This window comes from Halorientalis pallida, from assembly GCF_049605515.1.
In the GTDB taxonomy this organism is placed as follows: Archaea; Halobacteriota; Halobacteria; order Halobacteriales; family Haloarculaceae; genus Halorientalis; species Halorientalis pallida_A.
Genome location: NZ_CP187158.1, coordinates 1 through 17,847, shown reverse-complemented (window position 1 = coordinate 17,847; position 17,847 = coordinate 1). Strand labels below are relative to the sequence as shown.

Here is a 17,847-nt window from a genome sequence, read left to right as displayed (position 1 = left end):
GCTGATACATTTCGTTTCGCTTTCAGACGGAGCGTACATAACGGTACCTCTACCAGCAGTGAGAAAACGAAAATCGGCGCGTCCGCGTTCGGTCGATCGCTCCCCGTAGTGTCACACGCTCCAAGTGTAAGTGGGGTAGATCAGCAGGTCGTCAGCACTCGGACCAGCCACAGGACTCGCAGGTCTTGCAGCCCTCCGAGTAGTACAGCGTCATCGCGCCACAGTCGGGACACTCCGGGCTCTCGCCGCTGGAGATGAGTTCCTGTGTGGCGTCCTCGCCGGACTTTGCCTGGGCCTTCGCGCCACCGTCCGGTTCGGGCGCGCCCGCGCCGGTGTCGGCGACGGCCTCGGCGTTGGGGTCCTCGGCGGTCTCGGTCTCGGCGGCCGTCTCGTCGAGGGTCTTCTGTTCGGGGTAGCCCTTGTCGATCTCGTCGTCGAGGTAGCGACGCAGGGCCGTCCCGATGGCGTCCGGGATGGACTGGATCTGCTCGCCCTTGTCCCAGGCGACCTTCGGGCTCCGGGTGCCCTGGAGTTCGTCGACGATCTCCATGGGGTCGACGCCGCTCCGCAGGGCCGTCGAGATGACCTTCGCCAGCGCCTCGGTGAAGGAGTTGGTGAAGCCACCGGAGTGGCCGATGTTGGCGAACAGCTCGAACGGTTCGCCCGTCTCGGGGTCCTCGTTGATGGTCACGTACACCTTCCCGTAGCCGGTGTCGATGCGCTGGGAGACGCCCCGGAGCGCGTCGGGCCGGGAGCGCTTGTCGGCGTACTTGCTGGCGTCCAGGTCGAACAGGTCCTCGGCTGACACGTCGAGTTCGGCCTGCACGTCCTCGTGGTCGAGGAAGGCCTCGAAGCTCCCGAAGATGTCCTCGATCTGCTGGGAGAGGACTTCGGCGGCCTCGTCCTCGTCCATCTCGGCGAACTCGGTGTTGTCCGCCCGCGTGGTCAGCACCTGCTTCGAGCGGGTGCCGTCGCGGTAGTAGGTGACACCCTTGCCGCCGTGTTCGTAGATGTACTCGAACACTTCCTTGGCGTCCGCGACCGAGGAGTCGTTGGGCGCGTTGACCGTCTTCGAGATGGCCGAGTCGACGCCTTCCTGACAGGCCGTCTGGATCGCGGCGTGCTGTTTGGCCGTCAGGTCCTGCGTGGTGACGAACAGTTCGCCGATGGCGTCCGGCACGGTCTCTAGCCCATCGATGCCGTCGAACCGGTTCTCGGCCATCTGCTCCTGGGCCTCCTCCTTGACGGCGTCGACGTCGATGCCGTTCTCCTCCAGCACGCGGAGGAAGTAGTCGTCGAACTCCACCAGCATCTCGTCGCCCTGCACGTCGTCGGAGACGTTCTTGTAGTAGGCGACGTTGTAGATGGGCTCACACCCGCCGGTGGTGTTGCCGACCATACTCGTGGTGCCCGTCGGCGCGATGGTCGTCGTGTTGTGGTTGCGGATGGGGAAGCCGTCTTCCCACTCGTCTGCGTCGAGACCGGTCTGTTTCTCGAACCACTCGCGGTACTCCGTCGGGTTCGCGTACTTGGACTTGTCCCACTCGTCGAACGCGCCGCGTTCCTCGGCGAGTTCGTGGGAGGCCCACTTCGAGCCGTGGTTGATGTGGCGCATGATCTGGCGCGCGACCTCGTTCGAGGCCTCGTCGCCGTACTTCATGCCGAGCTGGACGTACAGCTGGGCCAGCCCCATCACGCCGAGACCGATCTTGCGCATCTCCCGGACCTTCTGTTCGATCTTCTCGACCGGGAAGTCCGACATGGTGACCACGTTCTCCAGGAAGCGGGTCCCCATCTCGATGCGGTGGTCGAACTCGTCGGTGTCGAGCGCCTCCGTGAGGAAGGCGTCGACGGCGTCTTCGAGACTGTCGTACTCGTCGCGGTGTTGCTCGGACCAGAGCCGCCAGTCCGGCGCGTCCTCGGCGGCCAGCGTCGAGAGGTTGATGTGGCCCAGGTTGCAGGCCTCGTACTCCTCGAGGGGCTGTTCCCCGCAGGGGTTGGTCGCGAGGATCTGGTGGTCGGGGTGTTCCTCCACGTCGAAGGAGTGTTCCTTGTTGACGCGTTCGAGGTAGATCACGCCGGGTTCACCGTTCTCGTGGGCACCCTCGACGATGTGTTCCCAGACCTTCTCGGCGGGCACCGAGAGGACTTCGCCGACCTCGACGTGCTCGCCCAGCCCGAACATGTCGTACAGTTCCTTGGTCTCGGGCGTGGCGACGTGGGGTTCGTCGGTGCGCGGGTTGGTGAAGGTGAACTCCTCGCCCGCTTTCACGGCGTCCATGAAGTCGTCCGTGATCCCCACCGAGATGTTGAAGTTCGACAGGTGGCCCTCGACGGCGTTCCGGAGGTGTTCGGGCACCTTGCCGTCGTCGTCGATGAGTTCGCGCGCCTCCTCCAGCGCGTCGGCGAAGGAGTTGTGCGTGAAGTCGTCGGGGTCGTTCAGGCGCAGGGTCTCGGCCAGACTCACGTCCTTGTTCTTGGCGTGGATGAACTGGATCACGTCCGGATGGGAGACGCGCATGACGCCCATCTGGGCGCCCCGCCGGGCACCGCCCTGGGCGATGGTCTCACACATCTGGTCGTACGTGCGCATGAACGTGATGGGGCCGGAGGCGATGCCGCCGGTCGAGCCCACGGCGTCCCCGTAGGGACGGAGCCGCCAGAAGGCGTAGCCCATGCCACCGCCGGACTGGAAGACCTGGGCGGCCTCCTTGGCGGTCTCGTGGATATCGTCGATGTCGTCCTCGGGCGAGTCGACGAAACAGGCCGAGAGCTGCTGGAGTTCGTCGCCCGCGTTCATGAGTGTCGGCGAATTGGGCATGAAGGCGAGTCGCTCCATCAGGTTCTGGAACTCCTCGGCGGTGTCCTCGACGTGTTCCCGGACCGGGTCGGGGAGTTCGGGGACCAGCGTGTCGTAGGCGAACTTGTTGACGTTGTAGATAGAGAGGGTCGTCTCCGCGTCCGAATCGGCCGTGACGCCCTTCCCGAAGACCTCCGCGGCGAGTTCGTCCCGGCGAGGGTGGTCGGGTTTGAGCTGGTCGGGCGTGACGGTGATCTCGAGGTCCCGCTTCCCGGCCTCGAAGACGGCCTCCGCGAGCGCGATGTTCTTCCCGACGCGCTCGAAGAGGTCTTCCTGTTGCTCGATCAGTTCGCCGTCGGCGTCTTTCCGCAGATACCGCGCTGGGAGAATGTTGTGGTAGGCGTTGCCGGTCAACCGCGCTTCGAGGGTGTCGCCCTCGGTGCGCTTGATGGGCAGCGTTACCTCGTCGGTCGAGAGGTCGTGCCGACTCACGGCCGCTCCCCCCCTTCCGGCGCTGTCTGACGTGCGATTCGCGACTTGGTCCTGGGCCTCTGACCTGTCATTTGTAACGGAACTCGTGTTGTCTCGGGTGGCAAATAACCCTTGTCGTTGGGGCGTTTTCCGCGTCGATACAGATGTAACTTGCTTGTCATTCCGTACCCGCAAGCACCGCTTCGCGGGCGTGATTGCTACGCTCGATAGCGAGGGACGGACACTTCTTAAGCCTGGGCAGACCGGAGTGAAAGTGAAATCGGCACCGCCGGAATCCAGAGACGGGGGCGGAGTTTCCAGTGGAAATTGGAGGGGGTTCGGGTGTGAGTGCGACCCCGAACGGAGAGATTTCTTCGCTCGGCCCGAGGGCCGAATAAAACGCCTCGGAATCCACAGATGTCGGTGGGATGCGCGGGTCAGTGCGGAACGGCGGGCGCGCGGGGCGCGCGCCTCGGAACCTCGACACGAAAAGCGGGGGCTGGCCGGTACGTTTTATTGCGGGGCGGTGGTACCGTCGGCCATGTTACCCGTCCAACTGGGTCCGCTGGGGTCTCCGCCCGCGCTGTTGCTCGGCCTGCTCGCGCTGGCCGCCGTGATCGTGGTCGGTCGCATCCTGTTGAGCCTCGCCTGGAAACTGGTGGTGATCGCACTCGTGGTCGTGGCGGCGCTGTGGGTGCTGGGTGCGATCAGCCTCGGTGACGTGCTGATCACCGCGCCCTACTGATCGGCCGCCCAGTCGAGGAAGTTCCGGACCACGTCGTGGCCCACGGCGGTCAGGACCGACTCCGGATGGAACTGCACGCACTCGATGGGGTACTCGCGGTGGCGAATCCCCATCACGAGGTCCTCGCCGTCGTTCTCGCAGGTCGCGGTCACGTCGAAACAGTCCGGCACCTCGGTCGCGACCAGCGAGTGGTAGCGCCCGCCCCGGAAGCCCTGGTCCAGCCCGGCGAACACGCCCTCGCCGTCGTGGTCGATGGCGAACGCCTTCCCGTGGATCGGTTCCGGCGCGCGCCCGACCGTCCCGCCGTAGACGTGGGCCGCGGCTTCGAGGCCGAGACAGACGCCCAGCGTCGGCACCTCGGGACTCACCTCGCGCAACACCTCGTTGGTCACGCCCACGTCCCGTTCGTTCGCGGGGTGGCCAGGGCCGGGGCTGATGACGATGGCGTCGGGGTCGACCGTGCGCACGTCGTCGAGCGACGCGGTGTTGCGCAACACCTCGGTCTCTGCGTGTTCGCTGACGTACTCGACGAGGTTGTACGTGAACGAGTCGAAGTTGTCCACGAACAGCACCTTCGGGCGATCCTCGTCGACCGCGGTTCCGTCCTCGGCGGCGCTCATCGTGACACCTCCTCGGCCCCCTCTCGGTCACCGGCAGAGTCGGGGTGCGCGTCGGCTTCCACGGGCTGATCGGCGATGGCGTCCAGCGCGGTCAACACGCCGTCCATCTTCTTTTCGGTCTCGTAGTACTCGCTCGCGGGATCGGAGTCGGCGACGATGCCCGCGCCGGCCTGAACGGTGATGCGGTCGAGGTCGTCGTCCCGGTCGGCGGTGTAGGGACCGTTCCCGTCTTCTACTGTGGCCGTCCGGATCACGATGGCGAAGTCGGTGTCGCCGGTCCAGGAGTAGTAGCCGACGCCGCCACCGTAGAGCCCGCGTGGCTCGGGTTCGAGGTCGTCGATGATCTCCATGGCGCGGATCTTCGGCGCGCCCGAGAGCGTCCCCGCGGGGAAGGCGGCCCGGGTCGCGTCGAACTGATCGGCGTCGTCGGCGAGCGTGCCCGTCACGGTGGATTCGATGTGCTGGACGTGGCTGTACTTCAGGACGTTCATGAACTCCTCGACGCGGACGCTTCCCGGCTCGGCCACCCGGCGCACGTCGTTACGCGCCAGGTCGACCAGCATCGTGTGTTCGGCCCGTTCTTTCCCGTCCGCGAGCATTTCGCCGGCCAGCCGGCGGTCCTCGACCGGCGAGGTCCCGCGGTCACAGGTGCCCGCGATGGGGTTGGAGACGATCCGGTCGTCCCGCACGGAGATCAGCGTCTCCGGGCTCGCGCCGACGACGGTCAGCCCGTCGTAGCCCAGCAGGTACATGTACGGCGAGGGGTTCACGGCCCGCAGCGACTCGTAGAACGCCAGCGGGTCCACGTCGCCGTCCAGTTCGCGTTTCCGGGAGATGACGCCCTGGTAGATGTCCCCGTCGAGGACGTGCTCCTTGGCGCGCTCGACAGCTTGCTCGTAGTCGGCCCGCGGGTCGGCCCGCTCGGAGTCGAGCCTGAAGCCGCCGGTCTCGACGGCCACGTCGGCGTCGAGCAGGGCCGCGACTCGCTCGGCCTCGGCCGCGAGTTCGTCGTAGCGCTCGCCCGCGTCCTCGTCGGGGGTCACGAGCGGCGTGAACACCAGCGAGACGGTGTCGTCCTTGTCGTCGAAGACCAGCGTCTTCGTGTTCAGGACGAACTGCGCGTCGGGCAATCGGCCCTCGGGGTGATCGAGCCCCACCTCGTCGAGCCACATGTCGTAGACCGCGTCGTAGGCGAGAAAGCCCACGAGCCCGCCGTCGAGGTGCTGGCGGTCCGCGCCGTTGAACCCGCGCAGGGTCGCGTCCGGGAGCGCGTGCCGGAGGTGGTCCACCGGGTCGGCGTCCGCGCTCGCATCGGTCGCAACGAGTCCCGCGTAGCGGTCGTCGAACGTCTCGACGCCTGCGCCCGACGAGTCGACGGTCACGACCGCCTCGGGGTCGTACCCGACGAACGAGTAGCGAGCGTGGCGTTCCTCCTTGGTCGGCGCGAACGCGCCGTCCGGGTCGCTGGAGGCGACCTTCTCCGCACTCTCCAGCAGGAAGGCGTACGGGGCTGGCTCGGCGTCGGTCGTCCGCCCGGTCAGCGCGGCGTAGGCGGCCAGGGGCTCTACGTCGGCGGGCAGGTCCGCGGCGACGCGGACGACCGCCGGGCCGTCGGTGTCTGCCAGTTCGACGAATTCCTCCCGGCTAGTGTCGATCATGCACTGACCACCGCGCTCTCGGCCCGCTCGACGAACTGCCGGACCGCGTCGTGGTCCTTGACGCCGCCCGCAGATTCCACGCCGCTGGCCACGTCGACGGCGAAGGGCCGGACGGTCTCGACCGCCTCGGCGACGTTGTCCGGGGTGAGCCCCCCCGCGAGAATCACCGGCGTCCCGAGGTCCGCGACCAGGTCCGCCGTGCGCTCCCAGTCGTGCGTCTCGCCGGTCCCGCCACCGCCCTGCTCGTCTACCGAGTCGACCAGCAGCGCGTCGGCCGCGTCCGCGTACGCCGCCACGTCCGAATCGGTCGCGTCCACGGCGGCGATCACCTTCGCCGGCGCGCGCTCTCGGACCGCCGCGATGGCGTCCGGTCCGAGATTCCCGTGTAACTGGACGGCGTCCGGTTCGACCCGTTCGACCAGTTCGACGGCCCGGTCGACGCCGTCGGGCATCGTCACCAGCACGCTCGTGACGAACGGCGGGACGGCGGCCGCGAGGGCGGCGGCCTGCTCGACCGGAATCTCACGAGGCGTGTCGACGCTGACGGCGGCGGTGAGTCCCACCGCATCCGCGCCGGCGGCGACGGCCACGTCGAGGTCCGACTCGCGCGTGATCCCACAGATCTTCGTCCGCGTCATTGCTCGACCGCACAGAGGTCCGCGAGTTTCTCGGTTGGTCCGCCCTCGGCGATGGCCTGCCGGGCGCGCTCGACCCCGTCGCGGTGGGAGTCCGCTTCGCCCGCGACGTAGATCGCCGCCCCTGCGTTCGCGAGGATGATGTCCCGTTTGGGGCCCGTGATTTCGCCCTCGACGATTCCGCGGAGGTCCGCGGCGTTCTCCTCGGGTGACCCGCCGGCGACCGCCTCGATGTCGGCCCGGTCGAGGCCGAGATCGGCGGGTGTGATCGTGTACTCCTCGACGGAATCGCCCTGCACCTCCGCGACGACCGTCTCGTCGTGGATGGCGATCTCGTCCAGCCCGGCCCCGTGGACGACCATCGCGTGCTCGACGGGCATGTGCGTCAGGGAGTTGGCGATCAGCGGCACCAGGTCGGGGTCGTAGACGCCCAGCACCTGCGCGTCCGCGCCGGCCGGGTTCGTGAGTGGCCCGAGGACGTTGAAGATCGTCCGCATCCCGAGTTCCTTTCGCGGGCCGATGACCGCCTTCATCGCCGGGTGGAAGACCGGCGCGAGCATGAATCCGATCCCGTCGCGCTCGATGGCCGCCTCGACGGCCGGCGGTTCGGCCTCCACGTTCACGCCGGCGACCTCCAGCACGTCGGCGCTCCCCGACGACGAGGAGACCGAGTAGTTGCCGTGCTTGGCGATGGGTACGCCCGCCCCGCTGGCGACGATGGCGCTGGTCGTCGAGACGTTGATCGTGTTGTAGTCGTCCCCGCCGGTCCCGCAGGTGTCGACCAGCGGCGACCGGTCCGGCGAGATCGTCCGCGCGGCCTCGCGCATCCCCTGGGCGAAGCCCGCGATCTCGTCTTCCGTCTCGCCTTTCGCGCGCAACGCCGCCAGCAACGCGCCGATCTGTGCCTCCGTCGCCTCCTCGAAGATCGCCGTCGCGGCCTCGCGTGCCTCCGCGACCGTCAGATCCTCGCCCTCCGTGACTCGTTCGATGTAATCCTGCATTGTGGACACCAATGGACGTATTCGCGTTGTGATGTACAAATCCGTTCATTGACTTAAGCGTATCGGGTCCACGGCGGTCGAGGCGGCGCGACGGGCGCGTGTGAAACGGGCACGAATGCCGGACGGAACGGCTTTCTCCAATCCGAAACCTTCAATTACCACTGCGGATTACGGTGTGATGCAGGCAGCACGGGTTCGTGGTCTAGATCGGTTACGACACCTCCTTGACATGGAGGAGGCCGACGGTTCAAATCCGTCCGAACCCATTAAAATTTTTACAGGATTGGTTTCGGGAGAGGTTTCTGTGCTATATTCGGTCGGTATCGACAGTCTCACCGGGTGCATCGGGGTGGTGCGTTCGACAGACAGTTGTCAAGTTTCTGAGTGAGTGTGCATCGCGCACGGGTTTCCCCCATTTGACGAACAGTCGCAGTGGGACGACGTGGTGAACGTCGAGCCCGAACCCGAATTGGGCTTCGTGTTCCTCGTTCGTGATTCCACAGACCGTGCAGCGGTAGTCGTCGCGTTCGAGGGCTCGTCGGCGCTGTCGGTACCAGCCGTCCCGGTAGTGTGTGGAAACATCATCTTCGATATAGATGTCGTTGTCCTGCCCCCAGCACGCCATCGAACAGTACTCGGTATCCAGCGACTGTCGCCGCTCGAACGTCTCGCCACAGCCGGGACAGGTGAGTTCGACTCGCCGCCGTCGCGGTTTCCCGGCACAGTCGGTCGAGCAGAACATCCCGTCCCGGACTGACGGGTAGTAACGGAACGAGTCGCCGCAGGTTGCACACTCACCGGTGACCAGCGACTCACCGTCCGTGATGTCGAGTCTGGCCAGCCAGTGACAGATGGTCGTCGCCGAGACGTTGCACTCGTCGGCGATTGCTCGTTGATCGCGGCGCTGCTCGACGTACTGCTCGCGAAGCCACTCTCGGTCCTGATACGGACGGTCGTCGTCGATGTCGTGCCGGGCCAGCCACCGACGGATCGTACTGGGCGACGTAGCGCACATCTCGGCGATTTCGGTCGAGGACTTCCCGTTCTCGACGTACTGGGTGCGGAGAAAGTCCGCGTCACGGTACTGTCTATCCACTGCCCGTCACCGCTGTGTTCGTGCGGAACGCGATTGGCTCACCACTCGCCACGGCCGGTCCCGTCGTCGGGATCACGTTCCAGGTTCGTCCCGTGCCAATAGTTCAAGATTCGGGGGCGAGAATGTCGGGACTCGAACCAGCGCGAACCCTTTTGCAGGTGGCTTCCGAGTACGAACTAGAATGGCAGGTGAGGACGCGCCACCGGTCGACACCGAGAGCGTCGAGGACCTGCTGGACCGGATGACGGACGCGTTCCTGGGGTTGGACGACGAGTGGCGGTTCACATATCTGAACGAGCAGGGGCGACGCGTCGTCTGCGAGGCCATCGGGGAGGACCTGACGGTCGAGGAACTGCAGGGCCGGACGATGTGGGACACGATTCCGGAGCTTGCGGGAACGGTCTTCGAGGAGCGCTATCGCGAGGCGATGGCGTCACAGTCGCCCGTGTCCTTCGAGGCCGAGTACGAACCGCTGGACGCGTGGTTCGAGATCAACGCCTACCCTTCGGAATCGGGCCTCTCGGTGTACTTCCGGGACGTGACCGAGCGGCGACAGCGGCGCAGGGAGCTGGAGAAACGCGAGACGGTGCTCCGGGAGATGTACGAGGTCATCTCCGATCAGGACCTCTCGTTCGAGGGGCGCGTCGAGGAGTTGCTGGCCATCGGGTGTCGGGAACTCGGTGTCGAGTACGGGACGCTCTCGCGGGTCCGGGACGACGAGTACGTGTTCGAGGTGGTGCAGGCACCGGACGATAGCCTGGAGGCGGGGGACGTGATCGATCTGGAGCAGACCTACTGCGAGCGAGTCGTGGTGAACGAACAGCGACTCGTCACGGGCGACGTGGCGGCGGATCACCCGGAGCTGACCGACTGCGCGGGTTTCAGGGAGTGGGGGATCAACTGTTACCTGGGGACGCCCGTCACCGTCGACGGGGACGTGTACGGAACCTTCTGTTTCTACGACGCGGAGACGATGACGCGGTCGTTCTCCGAGTGGGAGATCACGCTGGTCGACACCATGGGCCGGTGGATCGGGTCGGCGCTGGAGCGGAAACTCGCGACCGAGCGGCTCGGCCGGCAAAACGAGCGGCTCGAACAGTTCGCGACCATCGTCTCCCACGACCTCCGCAATCCGCTGGGGGTCGCACAGAAGCGCCTCGACCTCGTCGCCCGGGACTGCGAGAGCGAGCATCTGGCGGAGGTCGAACGCGCCCACGACCGGATGGAGACGCTGATCGACGACGTACTGACGATGGCGCGGGTGGGCGAGACGGTCGAGGACATCACCGAAGTAGAGATGGCGGCGGTCGCGAGGGACGCCTGGGACAGCGTCCGGACCGGTGACGCGTCACTCGAAGTCGACGACGAACTCGTCGTGGCCTGTGATCGGAGCCGGCTCCAGCAGTTGCTGGAGAACCTGTTCCGGAACGCTGTGGAACACGGTTCCACCGACGACGGAGACGACAGCGTGACGGTCCAGATCGCGGGCCGTCCCGGTGGCTTCGTCGTCGCGGACGACGGCCCGGGAATTCCGGAACGCGAGCGCGACTCCGTGTTCGAGTTCGGCCACTCCGGGTCCGACGGGAGCGGCGTGGGCCTGGCCATCGTCGAGCAGATCGCCACAGCACACGGCTGGAACGTCAGCCTCACCGACGACTGGGACGGCGGCGCGCGCTTCGAGTTCCAGACGACGGCGGATCGGTGAGCGCGGACCGTGGGCTGTCGGGTGAGCAGGAAAGACGGCGAGAGAGACGTGTACCCGGTCGGAGTTACTCCTCGGCGACCGTCGCGGCCGCGCTGGTCGTCGGCTGGTCGACCAGCTGGCGTTCGAGGTCGTCGAGGTGGTTCACGACGCTGTGGACGTCGTCCCCGTCGGTGCAGGGGGCGACCTGTGCGAGTTCACCGCCGCGGTACTCCGCCAGTCCCATCTTCGGCAGGACGATGGTGGTGTGGTCCTGCCCGGTGATCGACGAGGACTGCTCGTGGGTCTGGTAGAACGATTCGAGGGTGGTGTTGTTGGCCAGTGCCCACTGTTTGAACTCGGCGATCCGGTTGAGGATGAACTCGCCCTGGTCGGTCTCGGCGGCTTTCGTCGTCGGGTCGATCTGGCGGCCCCAGACTTTCACGTAGAAGTCGTCGACGTGGCCCTCGTCTTCGAGACGCTGGAGCCGCTTGATTACCTGCTCCTGTCGTGTGCGCGCACCCGGTGGAGAGAGCGTCCGCACGTAAAGTTCGAGTCGTATTGGGTCTGTGTTCGATGACATGGGGGTCCCCTCCCATCGAACAATCGTGAATCGCGCTCCTAAAGCGTTCCTCTAATTGATATAATACCACATGGAACGCCTAGTACCGATATAATGTCCCGCGACCCCTGTCAGACGGTTACATCCGGACCGTCGTCGAGTTCGCACCTAAACGTATCGGTAGCGAACGGGGCGCCGGCGGCGTGTTTCCGGTCGGGAATCACTGCCGGCAATCGCCGGGAGCCGGGAACCACCGCTAAGTTTGATTACCCCGGGCAGTCAAGCAAACACGGGAGATTACGATGGATATTGCTGATATCGCGACCAGCGATTATATAGAAGTCGACGCTACCGAGCGGCTGGCGAAGGTCCGCTCTATCTTCGAGCGCAAGAACCCCCGGGGAATCATCGTCACGAACGACGGGGCCTACGAGGGAGTGATCGGCCGGCGGCAACTCCTCCAGTCCCACGTGCAAGACGACGCCAAGGCCGAGTCCCTGATGGTCTCGGCCCCGCAGGTCGAGCGAACCGACGACGTGCGCGAGGTCGCGCGCGTCCTCGTCGAGGGCGGCACGAAGATCGCCCCCGTCTTCGAGGCCGACCGGCTGTGGGGGATCGTCACGACCAACGCGATCCTCGAGGCGGTACTCGAACACCTCGACGCGCTGACCGTCGGAGACATCTACACCGAGAACGTCGTCACGGTGGCCGAGGATACCCACATCGGGCAGGCGATCAACCTCCTGCGCGAACACGGCATCTCGCGGGTGCCCGTCCTCGACGAGGACGGCCTGCTCTCCGGCATGGTCACCACCCACGACATCGTCGACGTGGTCGTCCGTGACATGGACAAGACGACCCGCGGCGAGCGCGCCGGCGGGAACGACCGCATCCTCGACATCCCGGTGTACGACGTGATGTCCAGTCCCGTCGCCACGACCGACACCGCCGAGTCGGTCCGATCGGCCGTCAGCCGGATGCTCGAAAACGACTACAACGGCCTGGTCGTCACCCCCGAGGACGACGACAGTCAGGTCGTGGGCATCCTCACGAAGACCGACGTGCTCCGGGCGTTGACCTACACCGAGGAAGAACACATGGACGTCCAGATCACCAACATCACGTTGCTGGACACCATCTCGCGGGAGGACGTGCGCGTGGACATCGAGGGCGTCGTCGACAAGTACAGCGACATGCAGGTCCGGCACGCCCACGTCCGCTTCCACGAACACAAGGAGAAACTCCGGGGCACGCCGCTGATCCAGTGCCAGATCCGACTGCGCACCACGGAGGGGCAGATCGCCGGCTCCGGCGAAGGCTACGGCGCGGAACAGTCGTTCAACGTGGCGCTGGACAAACTCGAACGCAACGTCCTCGAACTGAAGGACGTGCGTTCCGACGAGGAGTACCGCGGACAGTTGCTCCGGAAACTCGGCGAGTTGTAGGCCGACACCTCGCCGCGTCACCCGTCGGCGAGTCGCGACCGAACCTCGACGCTACCGGTAGTGATCGACCGACCGGGGAAGCAACGGCGGTTTTCCGTGCGCGTGTTCGGCGTTGTAGGCGCCCCCCGGAGGAACTCGCTCGCGTCACTTCGTGCGGAGCCAGGCCCGTGCTTCCAGCACATCCTCGGCGAACAGTTGTTCCAGTGGGACCTCCGTGTCCCTGCGGGCAGTCTTGTCCAGCTCGAACTGCGCGATCCGGTCTTCCGGATAGATGTACGCCCCGTACTCGACGCTCGTCGCGAAGAATCGAGGTGCCCAGTCCTCGTAGAGCCACTCCCGCTGGTCCGGGAACGACTCGAACGCGCGGCAGTCGGCGAGGACTTTCGTCGCCGTCCGGTCTTCGACGAGCGAGAGTAGCGCCTCCTGCCCAGCCCGGAACGATTCCCCCTCGGGTGTGGTGTGCCACTCGAGGACTGCGGCGTCGAGTTCCGGATCCCACCCAACCGTGTACACCTCCGTCTCGTCGTACGACTCCAACGGCATGGCGGAGGCTACGAACAGCGGGTATTTGTAACTGGACCTCGGTTCCGGATCTCGAAACTCCGGCCGGCCGGGACTACGTCGTCCCGAGCCAGTTGCGTGCTTCCTCGATGTCCTCGGTAAAGAGGCGTTCGAGGCCGGGTTGTGGGCTTTTACGCGCGGACATGTCGACGGTCGTTCTGGCTGGCCGATCCTCGGGGTAGACGATTGCCTTGTCCGTCAGTCCGGCCTCGACGGCCCGCGGTTGCCAGTCCGCCACCGTCCAGTCCTGATCGGCCTCGCTCATCAGTCCCTGCTTCCGGGCGTCCACGAGCAACTTGGTCGCGTCCCGGTCGACGATCCAGTCCAGGACGCGTTCCATCACGTCCCGATAGTCCTCGCCCCCCACGTCACCGTCCCACTCGACGGTGATCGTCTCGGTCCCTCCGTCCCAGTGTACCGAACAGACACCGGGCTGACTGAGCAACTCCTCGGTCATACCCACCCTAGTGGCCGTACTGTCTTGTATGCCACCCCGACGGACGAGAAAGCAGGGGCCGCTGAGTGCGGCCCACGATGCCCGAGGTCGGTCGACGGCTGTTCGCGGCCGGTCCGAAACCAGTCTGTCAGGCCGCGACGCCACAGCAGCGACAGCGTGACTCGCCAGCCGCTTCGTCCCATACCAGCGTCCCCTCCTCACAGTTGCGACAGGGAGCGTAGCTCGCGGACGGTGCGTACGAGAGGTCGGTCCCGGTGGACGGGTTCTGCGCCTTCGACATTACGATCAACACTTGCCCAACAATACGGCATAAAGCTTTGGTATAAGGGAAGTAATATGGAGAATATTTCCCTAGATACTGCAGTATTTTGTGTGTTATTTCCTTTTCTTCCAGTCGAGATGTTCGCGGCATCCCGGACGGTCAGTTCGGGGCAGTCGCTATCGCTCCGGATGCGAGACGCTGGGTCCGCGAAAAGGGGGTGTCGTTCGAGACTGGGCGGAGTTACTGCTCGGCGATCCACTCCCGCGCTTCGTCCCAGTCGCTTGTCATCCGGGACGTGTGGTCGTGCTCCTCGATGTCGACGATGTCGTCCAGATTCATCTCCGCGATAGTGCTCTGGTGATGGACCACGACGTGGTAGTCCGCGCCGATTTCGACGGCTTTGGGGAGCCACTCCTCCATGATATACTCCTGGTCCTCGCGGTCGACGAGTGTCATGTCCCGGTGATCGATGAGGATCGTCCCGCTGTTTCGCTCCTCGGCCAGTTCGAGCATCGATCGTGCCCCCTCACGGAACGACTCGCCGTCGACGTACTGCTTCCACTTGTGGACGACCGATTCGATCTCCGGATCCCATCGCGTCGTGAACGCCTCCGTCTCTCTGTACACCTGCTGTGACATACGAGATCGTTTCACGAATTCTGAAATATGTCTATGGGACACAATAACATCCGCGATAGCGAGGGGTTCACATGTGGACGGTGATCGACGTACCGAAAAAACGGGTCGGTCGTCGAGTCGTTACTGGAAGCCGATGCGACCGCCGCCACTCCGGCGCTGTGCCTGGCCGCCGCCGCCCTTGAACTCCTCTTCCATCTGCTGGAAGTAGTCGCGGATGTCCTCGTCGACGGTGGGGCGCACGCCCTCCATCGCCTGGCGGAAGTGGCGCATCTCGACGACTTCGGCGTCGTCGTCCTCGCGCAGGGCCTCGATGGCCGCCTCGCGACAGATGCTCTCGAGGTCGGAGCCGACGTACCCCTCCGAAATTTCGGCGAGTTCCCGGAGGCTCACGTCCGCCGAGAGCGGCGTGTCCTGCGTGTGGATGCGGAGGATCTGCTCACGGCCCTCCACGTCGGGTTCGCCGATGTAGGTGAGCCGGTCGAACCGCCCCGACCGGATGAGGGCGGGGTCGATCATGTCCGGCCGGTTGGTCGCGCCGATGACCATCACGTCCTCCATTTCCTCCAGCCCGTCGAGTTCCGTCAGGAGCTGGTTGACGACGCGCTCGGAGACGTTCGACCCCACGTCGCCGCCCCGTCCGGGGGCCAGCGAGTCCAGTTCGTCGAAGAAGATGATCGTCGGCGCGACCTGCCGGGCCTTCCGGAAGGTCTGCCGGATCGCCTTCTCCGATTCGCCGACCCACTTCGAGAGCAGTTGCGGCCCACGGACCGAGATGAAGTTCGCGTCGGTCTCGTTGGCCACCGCCTTGGCCATCAGCGTCTTCCCGGTGCCGGGCGGGCCGTACAGCAACACGCCCGACGGCGGGGTCACGCCCATGCGCTCGAACTTCTCCGGGGAGTTCATCGGCCACTCGACGGACTCCTGGACCTGCTCTTTGGCGTCGTTGAGGCCGCCGACGTGGTCCCAGTTGATCTTCGGGAGTTCGACGAGGACTTCCCGCATCGCGCTCGGGGAGACCTCGTTCAGCGCCCCCCGGAAGTCGTCCCGTTTGATGATCATCCGGTCGATCAGGCTCGGCGGGATGTCCTCCTCGTCTAAGTCGATCTCGGGGAGGTACCGCCGCAGGGCCTTCATCGCGGACTCCTTGGTGAGGCTCTCGATGTCTGCGCCGACGAAGCCGTGGGTCTCCTCGGCGAGTTTCGAGAGGTTCACGTCGTCGGACAGGGGCATCCCGCGGGTGTGGATCTGGAGGATCTCCTCCCGGCCCACCTCGTCGGGGACGCCGATCTCGATCTCGCGGTCGAACCGACCCGGCCGCCTGAGTGCAGGGTCGACCGAATCGACGCGGTTCGTCGCGGCGATGACGATGACCTGGCCCCTGCTTTCGAGACCGTCCATCATCGTCAGCAGCTGGGCGACGACCCGGCGTTCGACCTCGCCGGTCACGTCCTCGCGCTTGGGCGCGATGGAGTCGAGTTCGTCGATGAAGATGATCGACGGGGCCTCCTCGCTGGCGTCCTCGAAGATCTCACGTAACTGCTGTTCGGACTCGCCGTAGTACTTCGAGATGATCTCCGGGCCGGCGATGGAGAAGAAACTCGCGGAGGTCTCGTTGGCCACCGCCTTGGCCAGCAGGGTCTTCCCGGTGCCTGGCGGCCCGTGGAGCAGGACGCCCTGCGGGGGCTCGATGCCCAGTTTCTTGAAGATCTGGGGGTGTTTCATCGGGAGTTCGACCATCTCCCGGACCCGCTGGATCTCGTTTTGCAGGCCGCCGATGTCCTCGTAGGTGATGCCGCCGCCGGTCTTCTCGAAGCCGCTGATGGGCTCCTCGCGGAGTTCCACGTCGGTGTCCTCGGTGATGAGGACCACGCCCTCGGGATCGGTCTCGACGGCGATCAGCGGGATGGCCTGGCCCGGCGAGCGCATGAACGGGTGGTTCGTGCTGCTCATCACGGGCACGATGTCGCGCTCGACGACCGGCCGCTTGAGGATCTGTCGTTTGACCATGCCGGCGGCGTCCGAGCCGAACTGCACCGACGCCTCCTCGGGCGGTGCCAGCACGAGTTCGTCGGCTTTCTGTGCCTCGGCTTTGCGGATGGTGACGCGTTCGCCGATGCCCACGTCGGCGTTCTGGCGCGTGAACCCGTCGATGCGGACGGTGTCGGTGTTCCAGTCCTGTCGGTCCGCGCGCCACACCTTCGCGGCGGTGGTGTCGCTCCCTTCGATCTCGATGATGTCGCCCGGAGAGAGCTTGAGATGCAACAACGTATCGGGATCGAGGCGGGCGATGCCGCGACCCGAGTCGTTCGGGTACGCCTTCGCCACCTCTAGTTGAACTTCATTCATACTCTGTGGGGATGTAGCACACTCGGGTACGCCGGGAGATATGCTTTTTGCTACCGGTGGTCCACTCTCCGTCTCCTTGCCGGTCGGTTACCGCTCGCCGTCCCCGACCGGAATCACGTCCGCGACCCGGTTCAGGTCGTCCGCAGTCACGTCTCCGCTCCTGAGAACCGACGGCTCCCCCGAGAGATCCAGGATCGTACTCGACTCGGTGGTCCCCCGCGGGCCGCCCTCGATCAGGTAGTCGACGTGCTCGCCGACCTGCTCGCGCGCGAACGTCAGGTCGACCAGTCGGTCGTCGGCCTCGCCCGCCCTGTTCGCGGAGGTCATCGCGACCGGGCGGTCGAGGTGACTCACCAGGTCCCGCCAGGTCGGGTTCGAGAGACAGCCGATAGCGACGGTCCCGTCTTTCCGGACCCGCTCGTGGGGCACCGCGTCGGTCGCCGACAGGACGAGGTTGAGCGGCCCCGGCCAGAACGCCTCGACGAACTCCTCGACCAGCGTCGGGTCCTCGTGCGTGCCGTACGTCCGCCACTCGCCGGGATCGCGCACGAACATGGTCAGCGGTTTCTCGGCCGGCCGGTCGGTCATCTCGTAGACGCGCTCGATCGGCTCGTCCTGCCAGGGATCGACGGTGAGCGCGAGGTTCGTGTCCGAGGGAGCCACGACGACCCCGCCGTCGGCGACGCAGTCGGCGGCCCGCCGCAGGTTCCCGCTCGTCGGCTCCAGCACCGGCGCGTCCATACAGTCGTGTCGTCGAGCCGGAAGGAGAAAGCTACCGGTTCAGGCAGTCCGGCGAGCAGCGAGCGCCACGGCCAGCACGAGTACGCCACTGCCGGCGACGACGGCCGCGGCTCCGAACACGCCACGG

The 17,847-nt window shown here is 65.8% G+C and carries 15 protein-coding genes and 1 tRNA gene; 4 read left to right on the top strand and 12 right to left on the bottom strand.

Annotated elements, in window-relative coordinates:
* Positions 1 to 151 precede the first annotated feature (151 nt).
* Positions 152 to 3,292: an adenosylcobalamin-dependent ribonucleoside-diphosphate reductase gene (locus tag ACOZ4N_RS01545; RefSeq protein ID WP_424018162.1), complete on the bottom strand. Its 3,141-nt coding sequence runs from the start codon at positions 3,290 to 3,292 to the stop codon at positions 152 to 154.
* A gap of 520 nt (positions 3,293 to 3,812) precedes the next feature.
* Here ACOZ4N_RS01545 and ACOZ4N_RS01540 point away from each other — a divergent pair.
* Positions 3,813 to 4,016, top strand: a complete 204-nt coding sequence (locus ACOZ4N_RS01540; protein ID WP_424018161.1) for a hypothetical protein — start codon at positions 3,813 to 3,815, stop codon at positions 4,014 to 4,016.
* On the opposite strand, the gene trpG is transcribed toward ACOZ4N_RS01540, so the two are convergent.
* The 4 genes from trpG to trpD are packed head-to-tail and all read right to left on the bottom strand — an operon-like array spanning position 4,010 to position 7,930.
* On the bottom strand, positions 4,010 to 4,636 hold the full coding sequence (trpG, locus tag ACOZ4N_RS01535) for an anthranilate synthase component II (protein WP_424018160.1): 627 nt from the start codon (positions 4,634 to 4,636) through the stop codon (positions 4,010 to 4,012). The two genes, ACOZ4N_RS01540 and trpG, sit on opposite strands and share 7 nt — an antisense overlap.
* Complete coding sequence (trpE, locus tag ACOZ4N_RS01530) at positions 4,633 to 6,294, bottom strand: anthranilate synthase component I (RefSeq protein WP_424018159.1); 1,662 nt, start codon at positions 6,292 to 6,294, stop codon at positions 4,633 to 4,635. Before trpE ends, trpG begins: the two co-directional genes overlap by 4 nt.
* Positions 6,291 to 6,932 (bottom strand): phosphoribosylanthranilate isomerase, encoded by a 642-nt coding sequence (locus tag ACOZ4N_RS01525; RefSeq protein ID WP_424018158.1) that lies wholly within the window; start codon positions 6,930 to 6,932, stop codon positions 6,291 to 6,293. Before ACOZ4N_RS01525 ends, trpE begins: the two co-directional genes overlap by 4 nt.
* Complete coding sequence (trpD, locus tag ACOZ4N_RS01520; RefSeq protein ID WP_424018157.1) at positions 6,929 to 7,930, bottom strand: anthranilate phosphoribosyltransferase; 1,002 nt, start codon at positions 7,928 to 7,930, stop codon at positions 6,929 to 6,931. Before trpD ends, ACOZ4N_RS01525 begins: the two co-directional genes overlap by 4 nt.
* 191 nt (positions 7,931 to 8,121) lie before the next feature.
* Between trpD and ACOZ4N_RS01515 the strand changes: the two genes are divergently transcribed.
* Positions 8,122 to 8,196, top strand: a tRNA-Val gene (locus ACOZ4N_RS01515).
* A gap of 41 nt (positions 8,197 to 8,237) precedes the next feature.
* Here ACOZ4N_RS01515 and ACOZ4N_RS01510 read toward each other — a convergent pair.
* Positions 8,238 to 9,026 carry a hypothetical protein gene (locus ACOZ4N_RS01510; RefSeq protein ID WP_424018156.1) on the bottom strand — a complete coding sequence of 263 codons (789 nt, stop codon included), beginning with the start codon at positions 9,024 to 9,026 and terminating at the stop codon, positions 8,238 to 8,240.
* 181 nt (positions 9,027 to 9,207) lie between these two features.
* Between ACOZ4N_RS01510 and ACOZ4N_RS01505 the strand changes: the two genes are divergently transcribed.
* Positions 9,208 to 10,731 (top strand): sensor histidine kinase, encoded by a 1,524-nt coding sequence (locus ACOZ4N_RS01505; protein ID WP_424018155.1) that lies wholly within the window; start codon positions 9,208 to 9,210, stop codon positions 10,729 to 10,731.
* Positions 10,732 to 10,795: 64 nt separating this feature from the next.
* Here the strand turns inward: ACOZ4N_RS01505 and ACOZ4N_RS01500 are convergent, their stop codons facing one another.
* Complete coding sequence (locus ACOZ4N_RS01500) at positions 10,796 to 11,290, bottom strand: HTH domain-containing protein (RefSeq protein WP_424018153.1); 495 nt, start codon at positions 11,288 to 11,290, stop codon at positions 10,796 to 10,798.
* A 281-nt stretch (positions 11,291 to 11,571) separates the two neighbouring features.
* On the opposite strand from ACOZ4N_RS01500, the gene ACOZ4N_RS01495 reads away from it, so the two are divergent.
* Positions 11,572 to 12,714 (top strand): CBS domain-containing protein, encoded by a 1,143-nt coding sequence (locus tag ACOZ4N_RS01495; RefSeq protein WP_424018152.1) that lies wholly within the window; start codon positions 11,572 to 11,574, stop codon positions 12,712 to 12,714.
* 144 nt (positions 12,715 to 12,858) lie between these two features.
* Here the strand turns inward: ACOZ4N_RS01495 and ACOZ4N_RS01490 are convergent, their stop codons facing one another.
* The 5 genes from ACOZ4N_RS01490 to ACOZ4N_RS01470 all read right to left on the bottom strand — a co-directional run bounded on the left by ACOZ4N_RS01490 (position 12,859) and on the right by ACOZ4N_RS01470 (position 17,720).
* A complete protein-coding gene (locus ACOZ4N_RS01490) occupies positions 12,859 to 13,257 on the bottom strand; it encodes a hypothetical protein (protein ID WP_424018151.1) in 399 nt (132 codons plus the stop codon).
* Between the two features lie 73 nt (positions 13,258 to 13,330).
* The gene (locus tag ACOZ4N_RS01485; protein ID WP_424018150.1) at positions 13,331 to 13,732 is read right to left on the bottom strand and encodes an STAS/SEC14 domain-containing protein; all 402 of its coding nucleotides are present in this window, start codon (positions 13,730 to 13,732) and stop codon (positions 13,331 to 13,333) included.
* A gap of 502 nt (positions 13,733 to 14,234) precedes the next feature.
* Positions 14,235 to 14,633, bottom strand: coding sequence for a hypothetical protein (locus ACOZ4N_RS01480; protein WP_424018149.1), 399 nt, complete (start codon positions 14,631 to 14,633; stop codon positions 14,235 to 14,237).
* A 120-nt stretch (positions 14,634 to 14,753) separates the two neighbouring features.
* On the bottom strand, positions 14,754 to 16,979 hold the full coding sequence (locus ACOZ4N_RS01475) for a CDC48 family AAA ATPase (protein WP_424018148.1): 2,226 nt from the start codon (positions 16,977 to 16,979) through the stop codon (positions 14,754 to 14,756).
* An 87-nt stretch (positions 16,980 to 17,066) separates the two neighbouring features.
* Positions 17,067 to 17,720, bottom strand: a complete 654-nt coding sequence (locus tag ACOZ4N_RS01470) for an L-threonylcarbamoyladenylate synthase (RefSeq protein ID WP_424018147.1) — start codon at positions 17,718 to 17,720, stop codon at positions 17,067 to 17,069.
* Positions 17,721 to 17,847 lie beyond the last annotated feature (127 nt).